General features: G+C 73.7%; 25 protein-coding genes. 11 read left to right on the top strand and 14 right to left on the bottom strand.

Annotated features, from left to right (window positions below):
- Positions 1 to 22: 22 nt before the first annotated feature.
- Positions 23 to 361, top strand: coding sequence for a hypothetical protein (locus BLV02_RS15905; protein ID WP_069111727.1), 339 nt, complete (start codon positions 23 to 25; stop codon positions 359 to 361).
- A gap of 67 nt (positions 362 to 428) precedes the next feature.
- Here BLV02_RS15905 and BLV02_RS15900 read toward each other — a convergent pair whose 3' ends face one another.
- On the bottom strand, positions 429 to 1,103 hold the full coding sequence (locus tag BLV02_RS15900; RefSeq protein ID WP_069111728.1) for a DsbA family protein: 675 nt from the start codon (positions 1,101 to 1,103) through the stop codon (positions 429 to 431).
- A gap of 68 nt (positions 1,104 to 1,171) precedes the next feature.
- Between BLV02_RS15900 and BLV02_RS15895 the strand changes: the two genes are divergently transcribed.
- The 5 genes from BLV02_RS15895 to BLV02_RS15875 are packed head-to-tail and all read left to right on the top strand — an operon-like array spanning position 1,172 to position 5,884.
- The gene (locus tag BLV02_RS15895) at positions 1,172 to 1,555 is read left to right on the top strand and encodes a BlaI/MecI/CopY family transcriptional regulator (protein ID WP_074946371.1); all 384 of its coding nucleotides are present in this window, start codon (positions 1,172 to 1,174) and stop codon (positions 1,553 to 1,555) included.
- On the top strand, positions 1,552 to 2,526 hold the full coding sequence (locus BLV02_RS15890; protein ID WP_069111729.1) for a M56 family metallopeptidase: 975 nt from the start codon (positions 1,552 to 1,554) through the stop codon (positions 2,524 to 2,526). The genes BLV02_RS15895 and BLV02_RS15890 overlap by 4 nt, the downstream gene beginning before the upstream one ends.
- Positions 2,520 to 4,010, top strand: a complete 1,491-nt coding sequence (lnt, locus tag BLV02_RS15885) for an apolipoprotein N-acyltransferase (protein ID WP_216094241.1) — start codon at positions 2,520 to 2,522, stop codon at positions 4,008 to 4,010. The genes BLV02_RS15890 and lnt overlap by 7 nt, the downstream gene beginning before the upstream one ends.
- A 24-nt stretch (positions 4,011 to 4,034) precedes the next feature.
- Positions 4,035 to 4,970 carry an NAD-dependent epimerase/dehydratase family protein gene (locus BLV02_RS15880; RefSeq protein WP_069111730.1) on the top strand — a complete coding sequence of 312 codons (936 nt, stop codon included), beginning with the start codon at positions 4,035 to 4,037 and terminating at the stop codon, positions 4,968 to 4,970.
- On the top strand, positions 4,967 to 5,884 hold the full coding sequence (locus BLV02_RS15875) for an RNA polymerase sigma-70 factor (RefSeq protein ID WP_069111731.1): 918 nt from the start codon (positions 4,967 to 4,969) through the stop codon (positions 5,882 to 5,884). Before BLV02_RS15880 ends, BLV02_RS15875 begins: the two co-directional genes overlap by 4 nt.
- A gap of 123 nt (positions 5,885 to 6,007) precedes the next feature.
- On the opposite strand, the gene BLV02_RS15870 is transcribed toward BLV02_RS15875, so the two are convergent.
- The 7 genes from BLV02_RS15870 to BLV02_RS15840 are packed head-to-tail and all read right to left on the bottom strand — an operon-like array spanning position 6,008 to position 11,951.
- Positions 6,008 to 6,466, bottom strand: a complete 459-nt coding sequence (locus tag BLV02_RS15870; RefSeq protein ID WP_069111732.1) for a hypothetical protein — start codon at positions 6,464 to 6,466, stop codon at positions 6,008 to 6,010.
- Entirely contained in the window at positions 6,463 to 7,650 is a 1,188-nt protein-coding gene (gene solA, locus BLV02_RS15865) for an N-methyl-L-tryptophan oxidase (RefSeq protein WP_083288682.1), read from the bottom strand. The genes BLV02_RS15870 and solA overlap by 4 nt, the downstream gene beginning before the upstream one ends.
- On the bottom strand, positions 7,647 to 8,411 hold the full coding sequence (locus BLV02_RS15860) for a creatininase family protein (RefSeq protein WP_069111733.1): 765 nt from the start codon (positions 8,409 to 8,411) through the stop codon (positions 7,647 to 7,649). Before BLV02_RS15860 ends, solA begins: the two co-directional genes overlap by 4 nt.
- Positions 8,408 to 9,295 carry a serine hydrolase gene (locus tag BLV02_RS15855; protein ID WP_216094242.1) on the bottom strand — a complete coding sequence of 296 codons (888 nt, stop codon included), beginning with the start codon at positions 9,293 to 9,295 and terminating at the stop codon, positions 8,408 to 8,410. The genes BLV02_RS15860 and BLV02_RS15855 overlap by 4 nt, the downstream gene beginning before the upstream one ends.
- Positions 9,292 to 10,293 carry a dipeptidase gene (locus tag BLV02_RS15850; protein ID WP_069111735.1) on the bottom strand — a complete coding sequence of 334 codons (1,002 nt, stop codon included), beginning with the start codon at positions 10,291 to 10,293 and terminating at the stop codon, positions 9,292 to 9,294. Before BLV02_RS15850 ends, BLV02_RS15855 begins: the two co-directional genes overlap by 4 nt.
- Positions 10,294 to 10,318: 25 nt before the next feature.
- On the bottom strand, positions 10,319 to 11,275 hold the full coding sequence (locus tag BLV02_RS15845; RefSeq protein WP_069111736.1) for an ornithine cyclodeaminase family protein: 957 nt from the start codon (positions 11,273 to 11,275) through the stop codon (positions 10,319 to 10,321).
- The gene (locus tag BLV02_RS15840; protein WP_069111737.1) at positions 11,268 to 11,951 is read right to left on the bottom strand and encodes a GntR family transcriptional regulator; all 684 of its coding nucleotides are present in this window, start codon (positions 11,949 to 11,951) and stop codon (positions 11,268 to 11,270) included. Before BLV02_RS15840 ends, BLV02_RS15845 begins: the two co-directional genes overlap by 8 nt.
- A gap of 136 nt (positions 11,952 to 12,087) precedes the next feature.
- Here BLV02_RS15840 and BLV02_RS15835 point away from each other — a divergent pair, with 136 nt between their 5' ends.
- Genes BLV02_RS15835 through BLV02_RS15815 form a run of 5 tightly spaced genes read left to right on the top strand, consistent with a single transcriptional unit; the run spans position 12,088 to position 17,482 of the window.
- Entirely contained in the window at positions 12,088 to 13,680 is a 1,593-nt protein-coding gene (locus BLV02_RS15835) for an ABC transporter substrate-binding protein (protein ID WP_069111738.1), read from the top strand.
- Positions 13,665 to 14,654, top strand: a complete 990-nt coding sequence (locus BLV02_RS15830) for an ABC transporter permease (protein ID WP_141711598.1) — start codon at positions 13,665 to 13,667, stop codon at positions 14,652 to 14,654. Before BLV02_RS15835 ends, BLV02_RS15830 begins: the two co-directional genes overlap by 16 nt.
- Positions 14,641 to 15,510 (top strand): ABC transporter permease, encoded by an 870-nt coding sequence (locus BLV02_RS15825; protein WP_083288685.1) that lies wholly within the window; start codon positions 14,641 to 14,643, stop codon positions 15,508 to 15,510. Before BLV02_RS15830 ends, BLV02_RS15825 begins: the two co-directional genes overlap by 14 nt.
- The gene (locus tag BLV02_RS15820) at positions 15,507 to 16,493 is read left to right on the top strand and encodes an ABC transporter ATP-binding protein (protein ID WP_069111739.1); all 987 of its coding nucleotides are present in this window, start codon (positions 15,507 to 15,509) and stop codon (positions 16,491 to 16,493) included. Before BLV02_RS15825 ends, BLV02_RS15820 begins: the two co-directional genes overlap by 4 nt.
- Entirely contained in the window at positions 16,490 to 17,482 is a 993-nt protein-coding gene (locus tag BLV02_RS15815; protein WP_083288686.1) for an oligopeptide/dipeptide ABC transporter ATP-binding protein, read from the top strand. Before BLV02_RS15820 ends, BLV02_RS15815 begins: the two co-directional genes overlap by 4 nt.
- A 63-nt stretch (positions 17,483 to 17,545) precedes the next feature.
- On the opposite strand, the gene BLV02_RS15810 is transcribed toward BLV02_RS15815, so the two are convergent.
- The 6 genes from BLV02_RS15810 to BLV02_RS15785 are packed head-to-tail and all read right to left on the bottom strand — an operon-like array spanning position 17,546 to position 23,211.
- Positions 17,546 to 18,601, bottom strand: coding sequence for a succinylglutamate desuccinylase/aspartoacylase family protein (locus BLV02_RS15810; protein WP_069111740.1), 1,056 nt, complete (start codon positions 18,599 to 18,601; stop codon positions 17,546 to 17,548).
- The gene (locus BLV02_RS15805) at positions 18,598 to 19,365 is read right to left on the bottom strand and encodes an amidohydrolase family protein (protein WP_069111741.1); all 768 of its coding nucleotides are present in this window, start codon (positions 19,363 to 19,365) and stop codon (positions 18,598 to 18,600) included. Before BLV02_RS15805 ends, BLV02_RS15810 begins: the two co-directional genes overlap by 4 nt.
- 15 nt (positions 19,366 to 19,380) lie before the next feature.
- Entirely contained in the window at positions 19,381 to 20,466 is a 1,086-nt protein-coding gene (locus BLV02_RS15800; RefSeq protein WP_069111742.1) for an ABC transporter ATP-binding protein, read from the bottom strand.
- Complete coding sequence (locus BLV02_RS15795) at positions 20,463 to 21,269, bottom strand: ABC transporter permease (RefSeq protein WP_069111743.1); 807 nt, start codon at positions 21,267 to 21,269, stop codon at positions 20,463 to 20,465. Before BLV02_RS15795 ends, BLV02_RS15800 begins: the two co-directional genes overlap by 4 nt.
- Positions 21,270 to 21,274: 5 nt before the next feature.
- On the bottom strand, positions 21,275 to 22,141 hold the full coding sequence (locus BLV02_RS15790; protein WP_069111744.1) for an ABC transporter permease: 867 nt from the start codon (positions 22,139 to 22,141) through the stop codon (positions 21,275 to 21,277).
- Positions 22,138 to 23,211 (bottom strand): ABC transporter substrate-binding protein, encoded by a 1,074-nt coding sequence (locus BLV02_RS15785; RefSeq protein WP_069111745.1) that lies wholly within the window; start codon positions 23,209 to 23,211, stop codon positions 22,138 to 22,140. Before BLV02_RS15785 ends, BLV02_RS15790 begins: the two co-directional genes overlap by 4 nt.
- Positions 23,212 to 23,507 lie beyond the last annotated feature (296 nt).

Genomic DNA, 23,507 nt, shown 5'->3' with positions numbered 1-23,507 from the left:
GCGCCGGTGGCAGGATGGCACGGTGACCGACTGCCCGACCTGCGATACCGCGCGAGTATCGGCTCCGGGCCCGCACAGCATCGATCCGTACGCGACGACCGATGCACTGATCGAGCGCGTCGAGTCCGGTCGCATGCTTGAGCTGCGTGGTGACGTCCCGCTCGTCGACATGATGGCACTGGCCGAGTCGGACCTGAAGTACACGATCGTGAGCTACCTGGAATGCCGCCGATGCCGGCGCATCCTGTTCTGGGGTCTCTGCATCCGCGGTGCGCCGATCTTCCAGCACGTCGACGCTGCCGCGGTCGACGCCTGGGAAGGGGATCCGGTTCCGCCGCGGGATGCGTGGGCCTGCCGTTGAGTGCCGGACGCACGAGACCGGCGATTCGCCGGGCGTTGCGCGGACGAGGACGGTGGCGGCGTCCGCGTCAGTCCGCCAGTGCGGCGTCGAGCAGGGCCCGCAGGTCGTCGAGGGACTGCGGCTCGATGCGCTCGCCGTCGAGGAAGAACGTCGGCGTGCCCTCGACGCCGAGCGCGAGGCCGTCGTCGAGGTCGCTGCGGACGCGGTCGAGGGTCGCGGGGTCGGCGACGGCGGCGTCGTAGGCGGCGAGGTCCAGGCCGAGCTCGCCGGCGAACGTGCGGAACAGGTCGGCCGCGGACACCTGCTGCTCGCCCCAGTCGCCCTGCGTCTCGAACATCCGGTCGTACATCGCCTCGTACTGTCCCTGCTGGGCGGCGGCCTCGACGGCGACGGCGGCGTTCTCGGCGTTGAAGTGGCCGGGGCCGGGCATGTACCGGGCGACGAACGCGACGCGGCCGTCGTACTCCTGGCGCAGCTGCTCGATGCCGGGATGGACGGCGCGGCAGGCCTCGCACTCGAAGTCGAGGAACTCGACGAGGACGGGCGCGCCGTCGGGCGCCGGGCTGAGGACGTGGCTGTCGTCGCGCACCACGGGCACCTCGACGCTGCCGCCCCCGCCGGTCGGGGTGGCGGCCGCCGGTTCGTCGTCGCCGCCGCCGGTCCGGTTCAATGCCAGGAGCACGACGAGCGCGACGACGAAGCCGGCGACGAGCAGCAGCGAGCGTTTCAGGTCCTTCGTCATGGCTCTCCTCGGGCGTCTACTATCCGGGATAGTAGTATCACCCGGGCCGGACGGAGAGAGGTGAACGGGTGCCGCGGAACAAGCTCGGCTCGCTGGAGGCCGACGTCATGGACGTCCTCTGGGCGGCGCCGGAACCCAGGACGGTGCGCCAGGTGCTCGACACCCTGCTGACCGGCCGGACGGTCGCCTACACCACCGTGCAGACGGTCATGGACAACCTGTGCCGCAAGGGCATGCTGACCCGCGAGCCGGCCGGCCGCGCGAACGTCTACCGCCCGGCCGCCACCCGCGAGGAGTTCGCGGCCGACCTCGTCGGCGCGGCGCTGTCCGGCGCGCCCGACCCCGCGGCCGTGCTGATCCGCTTCGCCGACCGCATGGACGACGCCGACGTGCGGCGGCTGGCCGAGGCGCTGGAACGGCGCCGCTCCGGCGCCGACGGGCCGCCCCCGTGACGGCGCTGGTCGTCGCCGTCACCGGGCTGGTGGCGGCGTGGACGCTGCCGGCGCTGCTCGCGTCGGCCCGCTGGCCGCTGCGCTACCCGCGGGCCGGCATCCTGGCCTGGGCGCTGGTGCTGCCGGCCACCTACGGGACGGTGCTCGCGGCGGCGTTGTCGCTGGTGCTGCACCTGCCGCCGATCGCGGCCGCCCTGCACGCCTGGCTGCCCGGGCACACCGACGCGCTGCTGCGCAGCTACGCGCACCTGGGCGGGCGCCCGCTCGACGCCGTCGTCGGCGGGGTCGCCGCCGCGGTGGTCACCGGCGCGGTGTTGGCGGTCGTCGTCAGCGGCCGGCGGACGGCGGCGGACCGGCGCCGGCACCTCGCCGACCTCGGGCTGGTGGCCCGCCCGGTCGGCCTGCCCGGCGTGCTCGTGGTCGACGTCGCGCAGCCGGCCGCTTACGCGGTGCCCGGCCGCCCCGGCGCCGTCGTGCTGACGTCGGCGGCCCGCGACGCGCTGGACCCGGCCGAGCTGACCGCGGTGCTGGCGCACGAGCGGACCCACCTGCGGGCGCGGCACGCCCGGCTGCTCGGGGTGGCGGCGACGTTCGCCCGGGCCGGCTGGCTGCCCGGCGCCCGCGACAGCCACCGCTCGCTGCGGCTGCTGGCCGAACTGCACGCCGACGACGCCGCCGCGCGCAGCACGTCGCCGCTGGTGGTGGCCGGTGCGCTGCTGAAGCTGGGGCGTGGCGCCGCGCCCGAGGCGGGCATCGGCATCGGCGCCGTCGGCATGGTCACCCGGGTCGAGCGGCTGCTGGAGCGGACGGTGCCGCGGCGCCGTCCGCTGGCCCCGGTGGCGATGGCGGGCGCGGTGACCGGCCTGGCCGCGATGCTGGCGATCCAGCTGGCCGTGCTGGCGGCGCCGGTCGCGACCGCCGCCTACGACGCCGCCACCTGCGACGCCGACTGCCGGAGCGAGCCGTGGTGATCCAGCGGCGCGCGGTCAGCGCCGGGCTGATGGTGGCCGTCGCGCTGCTGTGGTGGCTGGCGCTGCCGCCGCGCGACTGGTGGCCGCTGTTCCCGCTCGGCGTGGCCGGGTTCGTGCTGGCGCTGGCCGGGCGCTCGCTGCGCGACCGGCTCTGGCTGGGCGCGCTGTGCGGCGCGGTGCACTACGTCGTCGCGCTGCGCTGGCTGATCGACTTCAACTCGGCAGGCTACGTCGCTGTCGCCGTGCTCGAGACGGCGCTGCTGACGCTGGTCGCGGTGGTGTCGCCGGGCCGTTCGGCCGGACGGTGGCCCGGCTGGTGGCTGGTCGCCCCGGCCGCGCTGGTGGCGCTGGAGGCCGTGCAGTACCGCTTCCCGTTCGGCGGGTTCCCGCTGCCGGCGTTCGGGCTGAGCCTGGCCGACAGCCCGTTCCTGGCGGTCGCGCCGCTGGGCGGCGCGCTGTTCGTGACGGCGCTCGCGGCGCTCACCGGCGGGGCGCTGGCCGCGGTCGTCGCGGGCCCGAACCGCACCCGCGTCGTGGCCGCCGCCACCGCCGTCGTCGCCGCCGGGCTGCCGCTCGCGCTCGGCGGCGCCGCCGCCACCCAGGGCGCGGGCAGCCTGGACGCGGTGATCGTGCAGGGCGGCGGGCCACGCGGCCTGCGGGCGATCTTCGTCGACTCGATGGACGCCACCAACCGCCACCTCGACGCGCTGCGGCAGGTGCAGGGCGAGCCGGACGTCGTCCTCCTGCCCGAGAACGTCGCCGACGTCGACGGCCCGGTCGCCGGCACCGCGCTGGACGAGGCGTTCGCCGAGCAGGCCCGGCGGCTGCGCACCACGCTGGTCGTCGGCCTCACCGAACGCGAGGGCGACGGGTTCCGCAACGCCTCCGTCGTCTGGGGACCCGACGGCCACATCGTCGACCGGTACGAGAAGCGGCACCGCGTCCCGTTCGGCGAGTACATCCCGCTGCGCGGCCTGTTCGAGCGGCTCAGCGACGACACCCGGTTCGTCCCGCGCGACGCGATCGTCGGCACGACCGACGCCGTCGTCCAGGCGGCCGGCCGGCCGCTGGCCATCGTCATCTCCTACGAGGTGTTCTTCGCCGACCGCGTCGCCGACGGCGTCCGCGACGGCGGCCAGCTGGTGCTCGCGCCCACCAACGCGTCGTCGTACGTCGGCGAGGAGGTGCCGGCCATCGAGGTGGCGGCGTCGCGGCTGCGCGCCCGCGAGTTCGGCCGCACCGTCCTGCAGGCCGCGCCGACCGGCTACTCCGCCATCGTCCTGCCCGACGGGTCGGTGACGCAGCTCAGCGGGCTGGGCACGCAGGAACTGCTCGAGCAGGAGGTGCCGCTGCGCACCGGCCTGACCCCGTACGCCCGCACCGGCGACTGGCCGGTGTTGCTGCTGGTCGCGCTGCCGCTGGTGGCCGCCGCAGTCGCCCATGTCACGGCACGCCGCGCTGTCTCGTCTCGGGAACGGGAGTGACGACCGGACGAGGAGCGTGACGCGATGCGGGTGTTCGTGGCGGGCGGGACCGGAGCCATCGGGCGGCGCCTGGTGCCGCAGCTGGTGGCCCGGGGCCACCAGGTGACGGCGACGACGACGAGCCCGGAACGGCTCGGCCTGCTGGAGCGGCTGGGCGCCGAGGGCGTGCTGATGGACGGGCTGGACGCGGCCTCCGTCGGCGAGGCGGTGGCGCACGCCCGGCCCGACACGATCGTGCACCAGATGACCGCGCTGGCGCCCGACTACATCGGCAAGCCCGACTACCGGCACCCGGAGAAGTTCGGCGCCGTCACCAACCGGCTGCGCACCGACGGCACCGACCACCTGCTGGCCGCCGCCGCGGCGACCGGCGTCACCCACGTCGTCGCGCAGAGCCTGGCCACCTGGCCGGCGCAGCGCGAGGCCGGCCCGATCACCGAGGACGAGCCGCTGCCGCCGGAGCAGCTGCCGGCGAAGCTGCGGGTCATCGCCCGGCCGCTGCGCTACGTCGAGGACGCGGTCGGGAAGGCCGGCGGCGCTGCGCTGCGCTACGGCGTCTTCTACGGCCCCGGCGGCGGCATCGAGGACCAGATCGATCTCGTCCGCAAACGGCGGATGCCGGTCATCGGCGGCGGCGCGGGCTATTTCTCCTTGGTGCACATCGACGACGCGGCGAGCGCTACCGTGCTGGCTGTGGAGCAACGCGCGACCGGCGTGTACAACATCGTCGACGACGAACCGGCCCCCGTCCGCGAGTGGCTGCCGTACCTCGCCGCGTGCGTCGGGGCGAAGCGGCCGCTGCGGGTCCCGGCCTGGCTGGTCCGGCCGCTCGCCGGCGAGATGGGGGTGGCGGCCATGACACAGGCGCGGCCGTTCTCCAACGCGAAGGCCAAGCGGGATCTCGGCTGGCAGCTGCGGTACCCCAGCTGGCGCGCCGGCTTCAAGGCGGAAGCGGCATGACCCCGGCCGAGGAGTTCGAGGACCTGCGGCCGCTGCTGTTCTCCATCGCGTACCGGCTGCTGGGCAGCGTGAGCGAGGCCGAGGACGCCGTCCAGGAGACGTGGCTGCGCTACCAGACGTCCACCACCCAGCCCAAGTCGGTGAAGGCGTACCTCTCCGCCGTCGTCACCCGGGTGTCGATCGACGTGCTGCGCTCGGCCCGGGTGCGGCGCGAGGAGTACGTCGGCCCGTGGCTGCCCGAGCCGCTGGCCACCGACCCGTACGAAGACCCGGCCCGCTCCGCCGAGCTGGCCGACTCCGTGTCGATGGCCGCGCTGCTGCTGCTCGAGCGGCTCAGCCCGCTGGAACGGGCGGTGTTCGTGCTGCGCGACGTGTTCGGCTTCGGCTTCCCGGAGATCGCGGCGGCCGTCGACCGGTCCGAGACCGCCTGCCGCCAGCTCGCCGTCCGGGCCCGCCGCCACATGGACGACGGCCGGCCCCGGTTCGCGGCCGACCAGCAGGAACGCGACGAGCTGGCGGCCCGGTTCTTCGACGCGGTCCGCGACGGCGACGTCGACGGCCTGCGCGAGCTGCTCGCGGCCGACGTGCAGATGGTCGGCGACGGCGGCGGCAAGGCGCCCGCGCTGGCGAAGGGCGTGTTCGGCGCCGACAACGTCGCCCGCCTGGTCACGTCGATCCTCCCGCTGCTCGACACCGTGGGCGCGAAGCTGCGCCCGCGCACGCTGAACGGCCAGCCGGGCGCCGTCGTCGAGGACCGCGACGGCGCGCTGATCGCCACGATGTCGCTGGACGTGCTGGACGGCCGCATCCAGGCCATCCGCTCCGTCGTCAACCCCGACAAGCTCGGCCACCTCGGCCCGCTGTCCGACGCGTGGGCCGTCGCGCACGAGCTGCGCCAGGCCCGTCGCGGCTGACACTCAGGGCCGCGCGGCGCCGCGGAAGCCGGTCCAGCGCAGCTCGGCCGGCCGGCGTGATGGCTGGCGGTTTGGTGGTGCCAGGGGGCCAGCAAACCGCCAACCATCACAGTCGCGGCTGGCTCAGCGCAGGTGCGCGTCGACGACGGCGAGGGCGGAGGGGATGTCGCCGGAGAGCGACAGGCGGGCGAACTCGCCGACCACCCGCTCGTGCTCGGCCAGCCGCTCGAACCGGTCGCGCTGCTCCGGGGGCGCGGCCGCGACCAGCTCGGCGAAGCGCGGCATCGCCCGCTCGGCGCCGTCGGCGAGGTCGGTGAGGAACGCGTCCCAGGGCGCGGCCGCGACCCGGGCCGCGTAGGCCGCCGCCCGGGACCGGGCCGCGGTGTCGTCGACGGCGCCCAGCTCGGCGGCGACGACGGGCGCGAGCAGGGCCAGCGTCCGCTCCTCGAGCTCCAGCAGCGCCGCCAGCTGCCGACGGTGCTCCGCGTGGGCGGACCCACCGGCCAGCGCCCGCAGGAACGCCGCGCCGAACACCTCGCCGTCGTGCGCCCACCGCACCAGCTCCGCGTAGTGGCCGGTCACGACGACAGCCGGAACGACGGCACGAAGGCGGGGTCGGTGAGGGCGGGCCGGTCGGCGCGGAACGCGTCGATCGGGTGCGGGCTCGTGCCGTCCACGGCCAGCGACGCCAGGATCTCGCCGAGCAGCGAGGCGAACTTGGCCGCGTGCCCGCCGCCGACGGCGGCGACGATGCGGGGGTGGCCGGGCACGTGGTCGAGGATGAACTCGCGGTCCGGCGGCATGTCGTAGACGCAGGTCTTGCTGACCAGTTCCGGGCCCACGGCGCCGGGCAGCTGGTCGCGCAGGAACGCCGCCACCCGCTCGGTCTCGGCGGGATCGGGCAGCTCCGAACGCGTCTCCTGGGTGACGAACCGGCCGGCCATGTCGCGGGCCGCCTTCACCGCGACCTCGCCGTAGACCGGGAAGCCGTAGAAGAACGAGTCGCCGTGCCAGATCCACATCGGGAACCGGTCCGGGGCGAAGTCGCGCAGGTTCGGCGTCGCGAAGTAGCTGACCTGCTCCTGGCTCAGCGTGATCGGCCAGTCGACGCCCAGGCTCGGCAGCAGGGCGGGCGTCCACGACGCGGCGCAGAGCACGACCGACCCCGCCGTGAACGAGCCGCGGCTGGTCGTGACGGTGACCTGCGTGGGCGACGACGACAGGCCGAGCACCGCGGTGCCGGGGGCGAACTCGACGCCGCGGGCGCGGGCCAGCGCGATGTGCGCGGCGGTGGCCCGGCGGACGTCCAGGATGCCGCCGTCGGCCTGGAACAGCCCGACGACGTCGTCGCCGATGCGCCACTGCGGCCACCGCGACCGGATCTCGGCGGCGTCGAGGTCCTCCCACGTGACGCCCTGGGCGGCGAGCGGCGCCAGCGACGCCCGGTAGGTGTCCAGCTCGCGCGCGCCGGGAGTCCCGGCGACGGCGAGGTCCAGGCCGCCCACCTTGAACACCAGCCGCAGGCCGGTCTCGTCCTCGACCTCGTCCCACGCGGCGTACGCGGCCGGGGTGAGCGCCGTGTAGACGGGCGAGTGGTAGGTGTGCCGGATGATCCGCGAGTGGTCTTCCGACGCGCCGCGGGTGTGCCCCAGCTCGTACTGCTCCAGCACCAGCACGTCGGTGTGCCCGGCCGCCGCCAGCCGGTACGCGGCGGCCGAGCCCAGCGCACCGGCGCCGATGACGATGTGGTCGTAGGTCGTCTTCACGGCCGGCCCTCCAGCACGGGGGCGAAGAATCCGGCCAGCAGGTCCGTCAGCGCCTCGAGGTAGCGGGCGCCGCGGGCCGCGTCGGCCGGGCGGGCGTCGCCGAGGACGCCGTTGGCGGACAGCGCCGCGGTGCCGCCGGTGAAGATCCGCTGGGCGACCTCGTCGTCGAAGACGCCGTCGAAGCCGCGGACGGCGGCGCTCATGTCGACCAGGTCGGGCCGCTCGGCCAGCACGATCGACGTCTCGGCCTCGCCCGCGTGCGACCCGCTGACCTCGGGCGGGATGCCGTCGTCGCGGCCGACCCGCTCGAGCACGGCGACGAACGCGGCGAGGTCGGTGTACGGGACGAACCGCGCGCCTCCGACCTCCCCGCCGGTCGACTCCAGCAGCTGCGCGAGCGGCCCGAAGTTGCCGCCGTGGCTCGGCACCACCAGCACGGTCTCGAAGCCGTGGCTGGCCAGGCTGCGCACGTACTGCAGCACGACGGCCTGGAACGTCTCGGTGTCCAGCGTGATCGTGCCGGGAAAGGCCATGTGGTGGGTGGCGACGCCGAACGGGACCGTCGGGCCGACGACGACCTCGCCGAGGCGCGGCGCGAGCCGGGTCACCAGCGCGTCGCCGAGCAGCGCGTCGGTGCGCAGCGGCAGGTGCGGGCCGTGCTGCTCGGTCGAGCCGACGGCGAACACCGCGGTCCGCCGCCCGGCGTCGAGGGCGGCCCGCATCGCGGCCCAGGACACGTCGGACAGCCGCAGCACGCTCATGCCGCCCCACCCGCCCGCAGGTGGTCGACGGCCAGCCGGGCCACCTCGCCGATGACGGCGTCGGCGGCGCCGTCGCGCAGGTCGTACTCGTGCTGGCGCAGGTAGACGGCGACGGCGTACCGGTCGCCGCCGCCGAAGTCGACGACGCCGACCTCGTTGCGGATGCCGCCGTGGAAGGTGCCGGTCTTGCCGGCGATGGCCGGGCCGTCGCGGTAGGCGGTGGACAGCCGGTGCGGCGCGTACTGCTGCGCCATGATGCGGCGCACCTCTTCGCACGCCTCGGCCGGGCCGGCTTCGTCCCGCCAGATCGCGCTGACCAGCGTCGTCATGTCGCGCGGCGTGGTGGTGTTGCCGACGGTGCCGGCGATGGACGGGCTGGCGGCGACGGCGGCGCGCAGCCGCGGGCGGTCCATCTCGTGCGGGTAGCCGCCGAACTCGTCGAGGACGTCGCCGACCAGCTTCGCGCAGTCGTGCGGGAACGAGGTGTTCGCCAGGCCGAGCCCCTTCAGCCGCGCCGTGATGCGGTCGGTGCCCACGACCTCCTGCACGACGTCGGTGGCGGTGTTGTCGCTGACCTGCATCATCAGCAGCGCGAGGTCGCGCAGCGAGAGGTCGACGTCGTCGAGCATGGCCGAGATGCCGGTCGGGCCGAGGCTGCGCCGTCCGGCCGGCACCCGCTGCCGCGCGGTCAGCGACAGCGTGCCCTCGGCGGCCTGGCAGGCCAGTTCCAGCAGCACGGCGATCTTGTAGGTGGACGCGGCGACGCTGACGGCGTCGGGGTTCAGCGCCACCTCGCCCGGACCGTCGACCGGCCGCACGTGCAGCGCGGCGTCGGTGCCGGCCCGCCGCAGGGCCGCGGCGATGTCGTCCATGACGGGGGTCATCGTGCCTCCTGTGTGGTTCCGGAACTCCAGACCGCGTCGAACACGCGCAGCCAGTTCTCGCCGAGCACCGCCCGGACGTCGGTCTCGCCGAAGCCGCGCTCCAGCAGCCGGTCGGTGAGCTGGGGGAACTCCGCGGCGGTGTCCAGCCCGCCGGGGAACGACCACGGCGGCGGGGGATAGGTGGCCGCCGACCAGATGCCGTCGCGGACGTACTGGTCGTACAGCTCGCGCGGCGCGTCGCGGACGGTGTAGTCGAGGCCGAGCGCGACGTGCTCGATGCCGACGAGGCCGGCCACGTGGGCGATGTGGTCGACGAAGCGGTCCAGGCCGGGCCGGTCGCCGCCGAGGAACGCCGAGAACCCGTTGATGCCGACCAGCCCGCCGGTGCCGGCCAGCGCCCGGATCAGCTCGTCGGAGACGTTGCGGGCGCTGGCGTGCAGCGCGGCCGGGTTCGAGTGCGACGCCACCACCGGCGCCGACGACGCCGCGACCGCGTCGAGGCTGGTCCGCTCGCCGGTGTGCGAGACGTCGACCAGCATGCCGAGGCGGTTCAGCTCGCCGACGACGCGGTGGCCGAACGCGCTCAGCCCGGCGTCGGACGGCTCTTCGCAGCCGTCGCCGACCGGGCCGCGCTGGTTGTAGGTCAGCTGCACGACCCGCACGCCGAGGCGCCAGTAGTACTCGACGAGGTCGAGCTCGTAGCCGAGCGCGGCGGTGCCCTGGAACTGCAGGACGACGGCCAGCTTCCCGGCCGCCTTGGCCGCACGGATGTCCGCGGCGGTGGTGGCCAGCACGAGGTCGTCCGGCCGCTCGCGGACGAACCGGAACAGCCCGGCGATCGCGGTGGCCGCCTGCCGGACGTCCTCGAACGCGACGGCGGTGACGACGCAGCAGGTCGTGCCGCCCTTGCGCCAGTCGTCGACGTTCTGCATCCAGTAGTAGCCGGGACAGGTGCCGTCGATCACGACGGCGGAGTCGTGCAGATCTCGCGCGGGCATGCACACCTCCGGACGGGGGCGGGGGTCAGGACAGCGGTGCGGTGACGCGGGCGGCCAGCCGGGCGGCGACGGCCCAGTCGAGGGCGGCGCAGCCGACCGACTTGAAGACGGTGCGGCCGGAGTGGGTGGGGTGGGACGGCGCCGCGGCCAGCTCGCCGAGCGGGCGCAGCGCCGCGAGGTCGAGGCCGGCCCGCAGCGCGGCGGCCACCTCGCCGGACTCGTCCAGGCAGCCGGCGACGTCGTCGACGACCACGGCGGACGCGGTGGTGAGCAGGTCCGGCGGCAGCTCGCTCATGTCCGACCGGAACGAGCCGACGGCGTTGACGTGCACCCGCTCGGGCAGCGACGACGTGCGGAACAGCGGCTCGCGGGCGGACGTGGCACAGCAGACGACGTCGGCGGCGGCCACCGCGGCGTCGGCGTCGGCCTCGGTGCGGACGGCGACGCCCGGGGCCCGGCGGGTCAGCGCGCCGGCGAACGCGGCCGCGTGCGCGGGCGTGCGGCTGTACACCGTGACGTCGTCGATGGGGCGGACCGCGAGCATCGCGTCGACCTGCGCGGCCGCCTGCCGGCCCGAGCCCAGCACCGTCAGCCGGCGGGCGTCCGGCGCGGCCAGCAGCGACGTGGCGAGGCCGGCCACCGCGCCGGTGCGCAGGGCCGTGATCTCGGCGCCGTCGGCGGTGAACGCGGCCCGGCCGGTGCCGCCGTCGAGCCACAGGACGGTGCCGGCGATGGCCGGCGCCCGGCCGCCGTGGTCGAGGCTGACGCTGACCGTCTTGACGACGGTGTCGCCGGTGCCGCCGTGGGTCGCGGCCATGACCAGCACCCGGCCGCCGTCGAGCACCAGCCGCGGCGGCTGGTCCAGCTCGCCGCGCACCACGGCCGCCAGCGCCGGGCCGAGCGCCTCGACCGCCTGGCCCATGGTCAGGGCGGCACGGACGGCGGCGGGGTCGAGGTACGCGGGGCCGGCGGGGTCAGTCATCGGCCGGCTCCTCGGGCCGGCCGGCCCACAGTCCCCGGGCGTGCTGCAGGTGCTGGGTCATCAGCGTCCGGGTGCCGTCGGCGTCGCCGGCCGCGATGAGGTCGAGCAGCTGCTCGTGCTCGCGCGCCGACGCGACCAGCTGGCTGTCGCCCTCCAGCCCGGACAGGCCCAGCAGCCGCATCTGGTCGCGCAGCAGCGCCACCATCGCGACGTAGCGGTCGTTGCCCAGCAGCGCCGTGACCGCGAGGTGGAACTGCCGGTCGAGGGCGACGAAGCCGACCATGTCGCCCTCCTCGGCCAGCCGGACGAGGTCGCGGGCCGGCGACCGCAGCGGCTCGACGTCGAGGGCCGGACGCTGCGACGCCAGCCGCTCCATCGCCGGGACCTCGAGCGCCAGCCGCAGCTCGACGATGTCGTCGAGGTCCTTGTCGCTGAGGACGCGGACCCGGAACCCGCGGTTGCGGACCATCTCGACCAGGCCGTCCTTGGCGAGGTCGAGCACCGCCTCGCGGACCGGGGTGGCCGACACCCGCAGCTGCTCGGAGATGGTGCTGATCGAGTAGAGCGCGCCGGGCTCGAGCGTGCCGGCGATGATCTGCGCCTTGATCTGGTCCGTCGCGGCGTCGCGCAGTTTCGTGCGCGGCAGTTCGTCGAACCGCGGGGTTTCGGTGGCCATGAACCGCCTCTGACGAAGTCGTTGATCGTGATCGGGACCTCCACCGTAGTCAGGTCCGCAACCATTGACATGTTAGGCGTAAGGTATTACACCTAACCCATCCGAGCAAGGGTCGAGTGCACGTATGGGAGGGCCGATGGCCGAGCACATCCTCACGAGACGGCAGGTCCTGGTCGCGGGGGCCGCCGCCGGCGCGCTCGCGCTGACCGGGTGCGGCGGCCGGGGCGGCGGATCACGTCCGGCGGGCGCGGGCGCGCCGACCGACGAGGGCACCCCGCAGCGCGGCGGCGAGCTGCGCATCCCGCTGACGCAGGAACCGATCGCGCCCGCCTTCGACATGGGCACCCGGGCGGCCGGCTCGGTCGGCACCGCGGCCATCTCGACGCTCGCGTACAACGGGCTGGTCGAGGTGGTCGACGGCGAGGTGGTGCCGCAGCTGGCGCTCTCGTGGGAGCAGCCCGAGCCCACCCGCTACGTGTTCGACCTGCGCACCGACGTCGAGTTCCACGACGGCACCCCGTTCGACGCGGCCGCCGTCAAGGCGAACTTCGACCGGCTGATGGCACCCGGGTCCGACGCGGTGAACCTGCCGCCGTTCCTGGAGTCGGTGACGGTGCTCGGCGGCCACCAGGTCGAGTTCCGGCTGGCCCAGCCGGCCGCCGCGTTCCTCGGGTCGCTGCGCCGCGGCCGGGTGATGATGATGTCGCCCACGGCCGTCGAGCAGTACGCGCAGACCGACCCGTTCAAGGCCTCCGTCGGCACCGGGCCCTACCAGTTCAGCGAGTACCGGCCGGGCGACCGGATCGGGCTCGAGCGGTTCGACGGCTACTGGGCCGGCACCAACCACCTCGACGCGATCACGTTCACGATCATCCCGACCACCAGCACTCAGATCCAGGCCTTCCTCAACGGCGAGTTCGACCTCATCGGCGTCGTGCCCGCGCAGGTCGGGCAGGTCACCCGCGACCCCAGCGTCGTCATCCACGAGTTCGTCGGCAACACCTTCAACTACCTGACCTTCAACCAGGCGCGGGCGCCGTTCGACAACCCGGACGTGCGGCGCGCGTTCTCCGCCGCGCTGGACCGCGAGGGCATCGCGCAGGGCGTCTACAACGGCTACGCCGAGCCGGCCAGCGGCCCGTTCTCGCCGGCCATCGGCGACGCCTACCAGGACCTGTCCGACGTCGTCGCGCAGAGCTATGCGCCCGACGAGGCCCGCCGCTGGCTGCAGCAGTCCGGCTTCGACACCGGCGCGACCGTGCGGTTCGACTCGTTCACGCAGGCGCCGTGGGGCTCCGAGGCCGACGCGATGACCGCCCAGCTGCAGGAGATCGGGCTGGACATCAAGCTGGAGAAGCAGGACTTCGGCTCGTGGGCCGACCTCATCTACACGGCCAAGGACTTCACCATGTTCAACAGCGGGCAGACCACCCGCACCGTCGACCCCGACGAGGTGCTGTACCCGCTGGCGCACTCCAGCGGCGACCTCAACGTGTTCGGCCTCGCCGACCCCGAGCTGGACTCGCTGCTGGACCAGGCCCGCGCCGAGGGCGACCCCGGCATCCGGGCCGAGATGTACCACGACATCGCCCGCAACGTCGCCGAGAACGCGCACGCCGCGTTCACCGTGTGGCCGAAGGAGATCATCGCGGCCAGCCCGAACGTCAAGGGCCTCACGTTCTACGCCGGCGGCACCCACTCGACGGAGGGGTGTTGGCTCTCCAGCTGACGGCGCGCCGCCCGGCCCGCACGGCCGGGCGCGTCGCGCTGAGCCTGTTGCAGGCCCTGGTGGTCGCCGTCGGTGCGACGTCGGCGGTCTTCCTGCTGATGCGGCTGATCCCCGGTGATCCGGCCCGGATCCTGGCCGGGCCGGGCGGCAACGTCACCGACGAGCAGATCGAGCTGACCCGGCGCGAGCTGGGCCTGGACGACCCGCTGCCGGTGCAGTACTGGGACTGGATCAGCGCGGCGTTCCGCGGCGACTTCGGCACCTCGCTGGTGCTCGGCGAGCGGGTGTCCGACCTGCTGGGCGACCGGCTGGTGGTGACGGCGCAGCTGTCGGCCTACTCGTTCCTGCTGGCCGTCGCGCTGGCCATCCCGCTGAGCGTGGTGGCGGCCCGCTGGCAGGGCGCCGCCGCCGACCGGGCCGCCCGGCTGGTCGGATCGACCGGCATCGCGGTGCCCAGCTTCTGGCTGGCGCTGCTGCTGATCATCCTGTTCCAGGGGTACCTGCCGATCTTCGGCTACGTGCCGGTGTCGGAGAGCCTCACCGACCACCTGGTGCACATGATCCTGCCCGCGATCGCGCTCGGCGCCGGGTTCGCGGCGCTGGTGTTCGAGACCAACCGGGCCGGGCTGGTCGAGACGCTGAGCTCGGACTACGTGCGCACCGCGCGGGCCTTCGGGATCCCGGAGTGGCGGGTGTACGGCCGGTACGCGCTGCGCAACGCGTTCCTGCCGACGCTGACCATCCTCGGCATCCAGGCCGGTGCGCTGATGAGCGGCGCGCTGCTGGTCGAGAACGCGTTCGCGCTGCCCGGCATGGGCCGGCTGGTGGTGCAGGGCGTGCTGTCGCGCGACTACCCGGTGGTGCAGGCCTGCATCCTCGTCATCGTCGTGATCTTCGTGGCGGTCAACCTGCTGATGGACGTCGTGTACGCCGTCGTCGACCCGAGAGTGAGGCGATCGCGTGGCCGTGTCTGACACCGTCGAGGCGGTGGCGGCGCCCCGTCCGTCGTTCCTGCGGCGGCTGCTCAGCAGCACCGGGCAGCGGATCGCGTGGGCGATCGTCGCGCTGCTCGTGCTGGCCGCCGTCGCGGCGCCGCTGCTGGCGCCGTACGAGCCGAACGCGCAGGACCTGCGCAACACGCTGCAGCCGCCCGGCGGCGGCCACGTGCTGGGCACCGACGATTTCGGCCGCGACCAGCTCAGCCGGCTGTTCTACGCGCTGCGCTCGTCGCTGTTCATCGGGCTGGCGACGACGGCCGGCGTCGCGCTGATCGGGCTGCCGGTGGGCCTGCTGGCCGGGTACGCACGCGGCGCCCTGGACGTCGTCGTCGCGCGGGTCATCGACGTCGGGCTGGCGCTGCCGTCGCTGGTGCTGGCGCTCGGGCTGATCGCCGCGATGGGCGCCGGCATGCAGAGCACGATCATCGCGCTGGTGGCCGGCTACGGGGCCTACCTCGCGCGGGTGGTGCGCAGCGTCGTGCTGCAGGTGCGGCAGGAGGAGTACGTCGAGAGCGCCCGGGTCACCGGCGTGCGGCCGTGGCGCATCGTGCTGCGGCACGTGCTGCCCAACGTGCTCGGCGCGACGACGGTGCAGCTCACGCTGATCTTCGCGTTCGCCATCGTCGGCGAGGCCGGGCTGAGCTTCGTCGGCCTCGGCGTGCAGCCGCCGTCGGCGTCGCTGGGCAACATGCTGGCCGAGGGCGCGAACTACACCCTGGAGGCACCGGCGCTCGCGGTCGCGCCCGGCGTGGTGATCGCGGTGCTGCTGATGGCGCTGCTGTTCGCCGGCGACGGGCTGCGCGACGCCGCCGACCCGCGGAGGTCCCGATGAACGCGCCGCTGCTGACCCTCGACCACCTGGTCGTCTCGCTGCGCTCCGACCCCGCCCTGCGCGCCGTCGACGGCGTCGACGTCACCGTCGCGCCGGGCGAGGCGGTGGCGCTGGTGGGGGAGAGCGGGTGCGGCAAGTCCGTGACGGCGTACTCGCTGCTCGGCCTGCTGGCGCCCGGGCTGACCGCCCGCGGCACCGTCACGCTCGGCGGCACGTCGCACGATCTCGCCAACGGCGCCGGCCTGCGCCCGCTGCGGGGGCGGGACGTCGCGATGATCTTCCAGGACCCGCTCACCGCGCTGAACCCGGTGCTGCCGGTCGGGAACCAACTGGGTGACGTGCTCAAGGCGCACACCGCGCTGGACCGGCGGGCGCGGCGGGCCCGGGTGCTGGAGCTGCTGGCCCGGGTCGGCATTCCGGCGCCGGACCGGGTCGCACGGTCCTACCCGTTCGAGTTGTCCGGCGGCATGCGGCAGCGGGTGCTCATCGCGATGGCGCTGTCCTGCGAGCCGCGGCTCCTCGTGGCCGACGAGCCGACGACGGCGCTGGACACCACCGTCCAGGCGCAGATCATGGACCTGCTGCGCGACCTCGTCCGCGACGAGGGCATGGCGATGCTGTTCATCTCGCACGACCTCGGGCTGGTCGCGGAGTTCTGCCAGCGGGTCTACGTCATGTACGCCGGGCGGGTGGTCGAGACCGGGACGGTCGACCGGGTGCTGTCGGCGCCCGGGCACCCGTACACCCGGGCGCTGGTCGAGTGCCTGGCGACGATGGGGCAGGGCGCCGACCGGCTGGCCACGGTGCCGGGCAGCGTGCCGGGCATCGACGCGATGCCGGCCGGCTGCCGGTTCGCGCCGCGCTGCGCGTACGCCGTCGACGCCTGCCGGACGACCGACCCGCGGCTGGTCGACGGCGTCGCCTGCCTGCGCGCCGGCGAGCTGCCGTCGCCCCGGACCGGACTGGTGGAGGAGGCACGATGACGGAGTCGGCGGCGGTGGCGGTGGGTACCCCGGTGGCGGACCCGCCGGTGCTGGCGGCGTCCGGGCTGACCCGGACGTTCCGGCTGCGCGGCGGGGGTGGCGAGGTGCAGGCCCTGCGCGGCGTCGACCTCAGCGTCGGCGCGGGCGCGTCGGTCGGGCTGGTCGGTGAGAGCGGCAGCGGCAAGTCGACGCTGGCCCGCATCGTCGCCGGGCTGCTGCGCCCGACCGGCGGGTCGCTGCGGCTGCTCGGGGCCGAGATGGCCGACGCGTCCGAGCGGCGCCGCCGGGCGCTGTCGCGGGACGTGCAGATGATCTTCCAGGACCCGCGGGCGTCGCTGAACCCGCGGCTGCCGATCCACCGCACCGTCGCCGAGCCGCTGCGCACCCACGGGCTGCCGGCCGGACGGGCCGAGGTCGCGCGGCTGCTCGACCGCGTGGGGCTGCCGTCGCGGGTGGCGGAGCTGTACCCGCACCAGCTCTCCGGCGGGCAGTGCCAGCGGGTCGGCATCGCCCGGGCGATCGCGGCCGGGCCGCGCCTGATCGTCGCCGACGAGCCGGTGTCGGCGCTGGACGTCTCGGTGCAGGCGCAGATCCTCAACCTGCTCACCGACCTGCGCGAGGAGCTCGGCACCGCGTTCCTATTCATCTCGCACGACCTCGGCGTGGTGCGGTTCTTCTGCGAGCGGGTCGCCGTCCTCTACCTCGGCGAGGTGATGGAGACCGGGGCGACCGACGCGGTGTTCGCGGCGCCGCGGCACCCGTACACGCAGGCGCTGGAGTCGGCGGCGCCGGCGGTCCGGCTGGCGGAGCGGCGCCACCGGATCGTCCTGCAGGGCGAACCGCCGCGGCCGGAGGACCCGCCGCCGGGGTGCTCGTTCCACACCCGCTGCCCGGTGCGGATCGGCCCGGTCTGCGACGAGACCGAGCCGGCGCCGCACCCGGCCGGCGACGGGTTCGCCCGCTGCCACCTGCTCGCCCCGGTTCCATGATCATCAACCTTTTGAGCTGTCATGACAGCTCAAAAGGTTGATGATCATGGGAGGCCCGGGTCGTCAGGCCGGCAGTGGGAACCTCCAGTCGGTCAGCCGGGGCAGCTCGGCGGCCTGCGTCGCGTCGCCGATGATGTAGGCGTAGTCGCCGGGGTTCACCTGGCCGAACGACGGCCGCATCTGGAACAGCGCGGACCGCTCGTACGGCGCCGTGATGGTCTGCAGCACCTCGAACGAGTGCGGGTCGACCACGCGGCCGAGCACGGTGCCGCCCGGCACCGTCGCCGACAGCGCCTCGATGCCGACCGCCGGGTAGAACAGGCCGCCGTGCACCACGCGCTGCAACGTCCGCCCGCCGCGCATGACCAGCTGGCGCTCCGGCAGCACCGGCTCGCCGTCGATCATGCCCAGCGCCTTGAGGTAGTTGTCGATGCGGGTCAGCGCCAGCTCGTCGAAGCCGTCGGGCAGCACGTTGCCGCCCTGCTCGGCGACGACGCACAGCACGCCCTGCTCGGCCGCGTAGCCGGTGATGGTGCCGGAGTACGGGTTGACGTCGTGCACGTAGATGAAGTCACAGCCCATCAGCCGGTTGAAGTCGAACGCGCGTTTCTGCTCCGGCGTGGAGTCGCCGCTGACCAGCGTGTAGTTGATCGACGTGTTCGCGCCGCAGTGGTAGTCGATCAGCGCGTCCAGCCGGCCGAGCACGTTCTCCGACAGCGCGGCCGCCAGCTGCTGCGTCACCCAGCCGTCGGCGGCGCCGGGGAAGACCCGGTTGAGGTTGTTCATGTCGGTGTTCCAGCCCTGCCCGGTGGTCCGGGTGCCGGACTCGAACGCGACCGGGTTGGCGACGGGGACGGCGACGACGGTGCCGGCCAGCCCGGCGAGGTCGAGCCGCTCCATCGCCAGCCGGATGATGTGCGAGCCGAAGATCGCGTCGCCGTGCACGGCGCCCACCAGCCCGAGCACCGGCCCGTCGCCGGCCGCGCCGCGGGCGACGTGGACGGCGATGCGCAGGTCCTCGCCCGAGGCGCGCCGGGCGACGGGGAGATGGAACAGCCGCCGGGCGCCGGGCGCGACGTCGAGCAGCTGGGCCGGTCCGGTCAGCAGCGCGGCGGTCACGACAGCCCCAGCAGCCGGGCGGCGTTGCCGCCGAAGACCAGCTCGAGGTCGCCGGCGGACAGGCCGGACGACGTGAAGACGGCGTCGGTGTCGATGACGCGCTGGTCGCGGTCGAGGGAGAAGTCGCTGCCGTAGAGGATCTTGTCCGGGCCGGCCTCGGTGACCACCTGCTTCACCAGGCCGGGGATCAGCGCGCCCCACCGCGCCCACGAGATGGACGTCTCCAGGTAGACGTTCGGGTGCTTGCGGGCGAGGTAGAGCGCGTCGCTCATCGGGTTGGCGTGCCCCGCGACCAGCACCGTGTTCGGGCACATGACCGCGAGGTCGTCGAGCAGCTCGACGCGCCCGTTCTCCAGCCGCCCGGCCCGGCCGTTCGACGGCCCGGTGTGGAAGATGACGGGGATGCCGAGGTCGCCGGCGGCGGAGACCACCGGCACCAGGCCGGGGTCGTTCAGTGCGAACCCCTGGATCAGCGGGTGCAGCTTGAGGCCCTTGAGCCCGAGCACGTTCACCGCGTGCGCCAGCGTCTCCAGCGGGTCCTCCCGCGGGATGCCGGTGGTCTCGGCGAACGGGACCACGGAGGCGAACCCGACGATCGCGCCGTCGGCCTTGGTGACGAGGTCGGCCACCGCCTGGTTCGACATGTACGGCGCGATGGGCAGCACCACGGCCTTGTCGATCCCGAGCGCGGTGATGTTCTGGACGAACGTGTCCACCTCGTCGAGCTGGGTGTTCCAGATGTGGGTGTGGAAGTCGATCCGCAACGAACGCTCCTTCGCTCAGTCGGCCAGGGGTACGGCCTTGCTCCATTCGGGGGTCACGAAGACCGGGGTGTCGATCGAGTAGCTGAGCCCGACCGGCGTCAGCGCCTGCAGCCGGGCGCCGCCGGTCAGCTCGACGTCGTGCAGGACGCCGCCGGGCTGGTACTCGACCACCCGGACGACGCCCGGCGTGCCGCCGTCGTCGGTCTGGCTGAGCCGCACGCAGTCGGGCCGCAGCGCGACGGCGACGACGTCGGACCGGCCGGCGGTGACGTCGCCCGGGATCCGGGCGCCGGCCGCGGTGCGGTAGCCGTCGCCGTCGGCGCTGACGTCGACCACATTGGCCAGGCCGAGGAACTCGGCGGTGTAGCGGCGGGTGGGCCGGGCGAACACGTCGACCGGCCGGCCCAGCTCGACGATGCGCCCGGCGTCCATGACGGCGATGCGGTCGCCCAGCGCCAGCGCCTCGGTGTGGTCGTGCGTGACGTAGACGCCGGTCAGGCCGAGACCGCGCTGCAGGTCCTTGAGCTGCGCCCGCAACTGCACGCGGATGCGGTGGTCGAGGCTGGACAGCGGCTCGTCCATGAGGATCAGCCGGGGCTCGACGACGATGGCGCGGGCCACGGCGACCCGCTGCTGCTGCCCGCCGGAGAGCTGCCGCGGCAGCCGGTCGGCGAACTCCGTCAGCCCGACCAGCTCCAGCGCCCGGGCCACCCGCTCGGCGCGGTCCTGCTTGCCGACGTGGCGCATCTTCAGCCCGAACGCGACGTTGTCGCGCACGGTCATGGTCGGGAACAGCGCCCAGGTCTGGAACACCATCGAGATGTTGCGCCGGAACGTCGGCACCGAGACGAGGTCCTGGCCGTCCAGCTCGATGGCGCCGGAGTCGGGTTGCAGCAGCCCGGCCAGCGTGCGCAGCAGCGTCGTCTTGCCGCAGCCGGACGGGCCGAGCAGCACCAGCATGTCGCCCTTGGCGACGGTGAGGTCGACGCCGGCGACGCCGCCGCCGGTCGGGTACTGCTTGGTGACCGCCCGCAGCCGCAGGTAGGGCGCGGACGCCTCCGTGGTGGCGGGGACGGTGCCGGACTGGTGGGTGAACGTCATGACGATCTCCTGGTGGGCGAGCCGGCGAGGTGGGAGAGGCCACCCAGCCGCGACAGGACCACGGCGACGACCAGTGACAGGACGATGAGGATCGTCGACATCGCCGAGACGGTCGGATCGGAGTTGTACTCCAGGTACTGGAACATCGTGATCGGCAGCGTCGTCTGGCCCGGTGCGGACAGGAACAGCGAGATGGAGACGTTGTCGAAGGAGAAGATGAACAGGAACACCGCCGCCGACCCGATGGCCGGCAGGATCGCCGGCAGCGTCACCCGGATGAACGCGGTGGCCCGCGAGGCGCCCAGGGTCTGCGCCGCCTGCTCGACGTTCTCGTCGACGCCGCTGAGCGCGGCCACCAGCACCTGCACCGCCAGCGGCATGCCGATGAGGACGTGGCCGAGCACCAGCCCGACCAGGCTGCTGGCCATCCCGATCTGCACCAGCATGATCAGCAGGCCGAGCGCCAGCAGCATGTCCGGCGTGATCAGCGGCAGCACGGTCGCGGTGCTGACCCAGGGCCGCATCCGTCGCCGGCCGCGGGTGATCGCGACCGCCGTCGGGATCGTCAGGGCCAGCCCCACCACCGACGCGATGACGGCGATGCGGAGGCTGAGCAGTAGCGACGACTGGAACCGCGGCGTCTCGACGGCGGTGGTGAACCAGTCGAGCGTGAACCCGTCGGGCGGGAACTTGATGTACGCGCCGGGGTTGACCGCCGTGGCGACGACCACCACGAGCGGCAGCAGGAGCAGCAGCGTGAAGCAGATGGCGAAGGCCGGGTAGCGGACGCGCTCGCGTCCCATCGCGCTCACCTCGTTCCCGCCGTCGAACGCAGGCCGCGGCGCAGGCTGTAGAGGATGGAGACGGCGAGGATGGCGACCAGCACGACGGCGAACGCCGAGGCGGTGGCCCACTGCGACGTCTGGCTGACCGACGTGTAGATCATCTGCGGGATGGTGTTGACCCGTCCGCCGCCCATCATGGCCGGGACGATGAAGGTGCCGGCCGCGGCGGCGAACGTCAGCACGCTGCCCGCGACCAGCCCGGGCACCGCCAGCGGCAGCACCACCCGCAGCAGCACCGCCCGCCGCGGCGCGCCGAGCGTCTGCGCCGCCTCGACCAGCGAGACGTCCAGCCGCGACAGCCCCGCGTAGATCGCCAGCGCCATGAACGGGAACTGGAACATGACCAGCGCGATGATGATGCCGGCGAAGGAGTACTGCAGCCCGAGCGGGGTGTCGCGCAGCCCGAGGTCGAGCAGCACACGGTCCAGCGAGATCATCCCCAGCTGCAGCCCGTAGATCCGCACCACGCCGTTCACCAGCAGCGGCAGCACCAGCAGTAGGAGCAGCACGGTGCGCAGCCCCGGCCGCCGGGTGATCTCGTAGGCGTACAGCAGCCCGAGCACCGCGGTGATCGCCGTCGAGACCACCGCGATGACGAACGTGTTCAGCAACGCGTCGAGGTACAGCGAGTCGGTGAAGAACGTGACGTAGTGGGTGAGGCTGAACCCGCCGGAGTCCAGCCCGTCACCACTGGCCACGCTGGTGCGCAGCACCAGGTACGCCGGGTAGCCGAACATGGCCACCACGAACACCAGCATCGGGCCGCCCAGCAGCCAGCTGCCGCGCCGTCCCAGCGTGGCCTCGTCCTCGGGGGAGCGTGCTCGGGTCACGAGCCGAAGATCCTCTGCCAGCGCGTGGTCCAGTCCGGGATCTGCTGGCCGAACTCGTACCAGTCGATCGGCCACAGGCTCTCGGCGACGGCCGGCGTCTCCATCAGCTCGGAGGCGAGGTCGTCGGGGAGCGTGACGTCGGTGGTCGACGGCGCCGCCTTGCCGTTGCGGGCCCACTCGACCTGGTTGTCCGGGTCGAGCATGAAGTTGATGAACTCGTAGGCGGCGTCCTTGTTCTTCGTCTCGGCCGGCACGGTGAGGCTCTGGATGCTGTAGGTGGTGCCCTCCTCCGGGATGACGGTCTCGATGCCCTGCTCGCGCAGCGGCACGCCCTGGTCGGCGATGGTGACGCAGGCCAGCACGCTGCCCGAGGCCAGCTTGCTGACGCCGTCGCTGCTGGTGTTGAAGAGGAACTGGACGTTCGGCGCCAGCTCCTCGATCGCCTTCCAGCCGGCCTCGTAGTCGTCCGGGCCGGAGCCGAAGACGCGCGCGCCGGTGAAGACGAGGAACAGGCCGCCGATCGACGGCGCGTTCTGGATGCACAGCTGCCCGCGCAGCTCCTCGCGCCAGAGGTCCTCCCAGCTGGTGATCTCGAACCCGAGGCGGTCGCGGTTGTAGATGATGCCGGTGGCGGTGTAGCTGATCGGGACGCCGGACAGCTCGCCCTCGTGGGTGATGCCGTCGGAGAGCCGCGAGTTGATCTGGCCGAACCGCTCGATCCGGCTGGTGTCGATCGGCTCGAGGGTGCCGTCGGTCATGCCGCGGGTGGAGTCGGTGCCGATCAGCCAGGCGACGTCGTGCTCGCCCGGCCGCTGTTCCAGCAGTGTGAGCGTGTCGCTGCCCGGGTCGTTGAGCAGCGAGATGCCGCTCGCGGACTCGAAGCCGGACGCCATCGCGTTGACGGCGCCCTCCCAGACGCCGCTCCAGGTGCGGACGACGAGCTCGCCGCCGCCACCGGACGCCCCGGTGGCCGACGGTTCATCGTCGCTGCCGCACCCGGCGAGCAGGTAGCCGGCGCCGAGTCCGCCGGCGATGGTCAGCAGCGACCGTCGACTGAGTTCGGGTGCCATGTGCCTGACCTCCACATCAGGAGAGATTGTCGACACTACAGTGAGTCAATGTGGCCTCTCGTCGGGGCGAGGAGGCGTATGAACGCGAGGGCTGACCCTCGGTCCGAGGGGGCGGCGTCGCGCGGGGCCGGACGGCGATCGAGTGCGGCCGACGGCCGGTGCGATTGCCGTGAGCTTAGGAAACAGCGTGCGGGCTGTCAATGACGTCACGCAGACTTTACGAACCCGATGCGCGCTCCGGCGTCCGGCCGAGACCTCCGGGCGCGGGTCTTGCGTCGGCGGCGAGTCGGGTCTTA

The sequence above is a fragment of the Jiangella alba genome (assembly GCF_900106035.1).
GTDB classification, from domain to species: domain Bacteria; phylum Actinomycetota; class Actinomycetes; order Jiangellales; family Jiangellaceae; genus Jiangella; species Jiangella alba.
The sequence above is the reverse complement of the archived record's forward strand: the minus strand, read 5'-3'. Positions and strand labels throughout refer to the sequence as shown.

Excerpts from the sequence above, each read along its gene's own strand:
- BLV02_RS15900 (WP_069111728.1), bottom strand. The coding sequence starts at position 1,103 with ATGACGAAGGACCTGAAACGCTCGCTGCTGCTCGTCGCCGGCTTCGTC.
- BLV02_RS15880 (WP_069111730.1), top strand. The coding sequence starts at position 4,035 with ATGCGGGTGTTCGTGGCGGGCGGGACCGGAGCCATCGGGCGGCGCCTG.
- BLV02_RS15875 (WP_069111731.1), top strand. The coding sequence starts at position 4,967 with ATGACCCCGGCCGAGGAGTTCGAGGACCTGCGGCCGCTGCTGTTCTCC.
- BLV02_RS15860 (WP_069111733.1), bottom strand. The coding sequence starts at position 8,411 with ATGAGCGTGCTGCGGCTGTCCGACGTGTCCTGGGCCGCGATGCGGGCC.
- BLV02_RS15855 (WP_216094242.1), bottom strand. The coding sequence starts at position 9,295 with ATGACCCCCGTCATGGACGACATCGCCGCGGCCCTGCGGCGGGCCGGC.
- BLV02_RS15850 (WP_069111735.1), bottom strand. The coding sequence starts at position 10,293 with ATGCCCGCGCGAGATCTGCACGACTCCGCCGTCGTGATCGACGGCACC.
- BLV02_RS15845 (WP_069111736.1), bottom strand. The coding sequence starts at position 11,275 with ATGACTGACCCCGCCGGCCCCGCGTACCTCGACCCCGCCGCCGTCCGT.
- BLV02_RS15840 (WP_069111737.1), bottom strand. The coding sequence starts at position 11,951 with ATGGCCACCGAAACCCCGCGGTTCGACGAACTGCCGCGCACGAAACTG.
- BLV02_RS15835 (WP_069111738.1), top strand. The coding sequence starts at position 12,088 with ATGGCCGAGCACATCCTCACGAGACGGCAGGTCCTGGTCGCGGGGGCC.
- BLV02_RS15820 (WP_069111739.1), top strand. The coding sequence starts at position 15,507 with ATGAACGCGCCGCTGCTGACCCTCGACCACCTGGTCGTCTCGCTGCGC.
- BLV02_RS15815 (WP_083288686.1), top strand. The coding sequence starts at position 16,490 with ATGACGGAGTCGGCGGCGGTGGCGGTGGGTACCCCGGTGGCGGACCCG.
- BLV02_RS15800 (WP_069111742.1), bottom strand. The coding sequence starts at position 20,466 with ATGACGTTCACCCACCAGTCCGGCACCGTCCCCGCCACCACGGAGGCG.
- BLV02_RS15795 (WP_069111743.1), bottom strand. The coding sequence starts at position 21,269 with ATGGGACGCGAGCGCGTCCGCTACCCGGCCTTCGCCATCTGCTTCACG.
- BLV02_RS15785 (WP_069111745.1), bottom strand. The coding sequence starts at position 23,211 with ATGGCACCCGAACTCAGTCGACGGTCGCTGCTGACCATCGCCGGCGGA.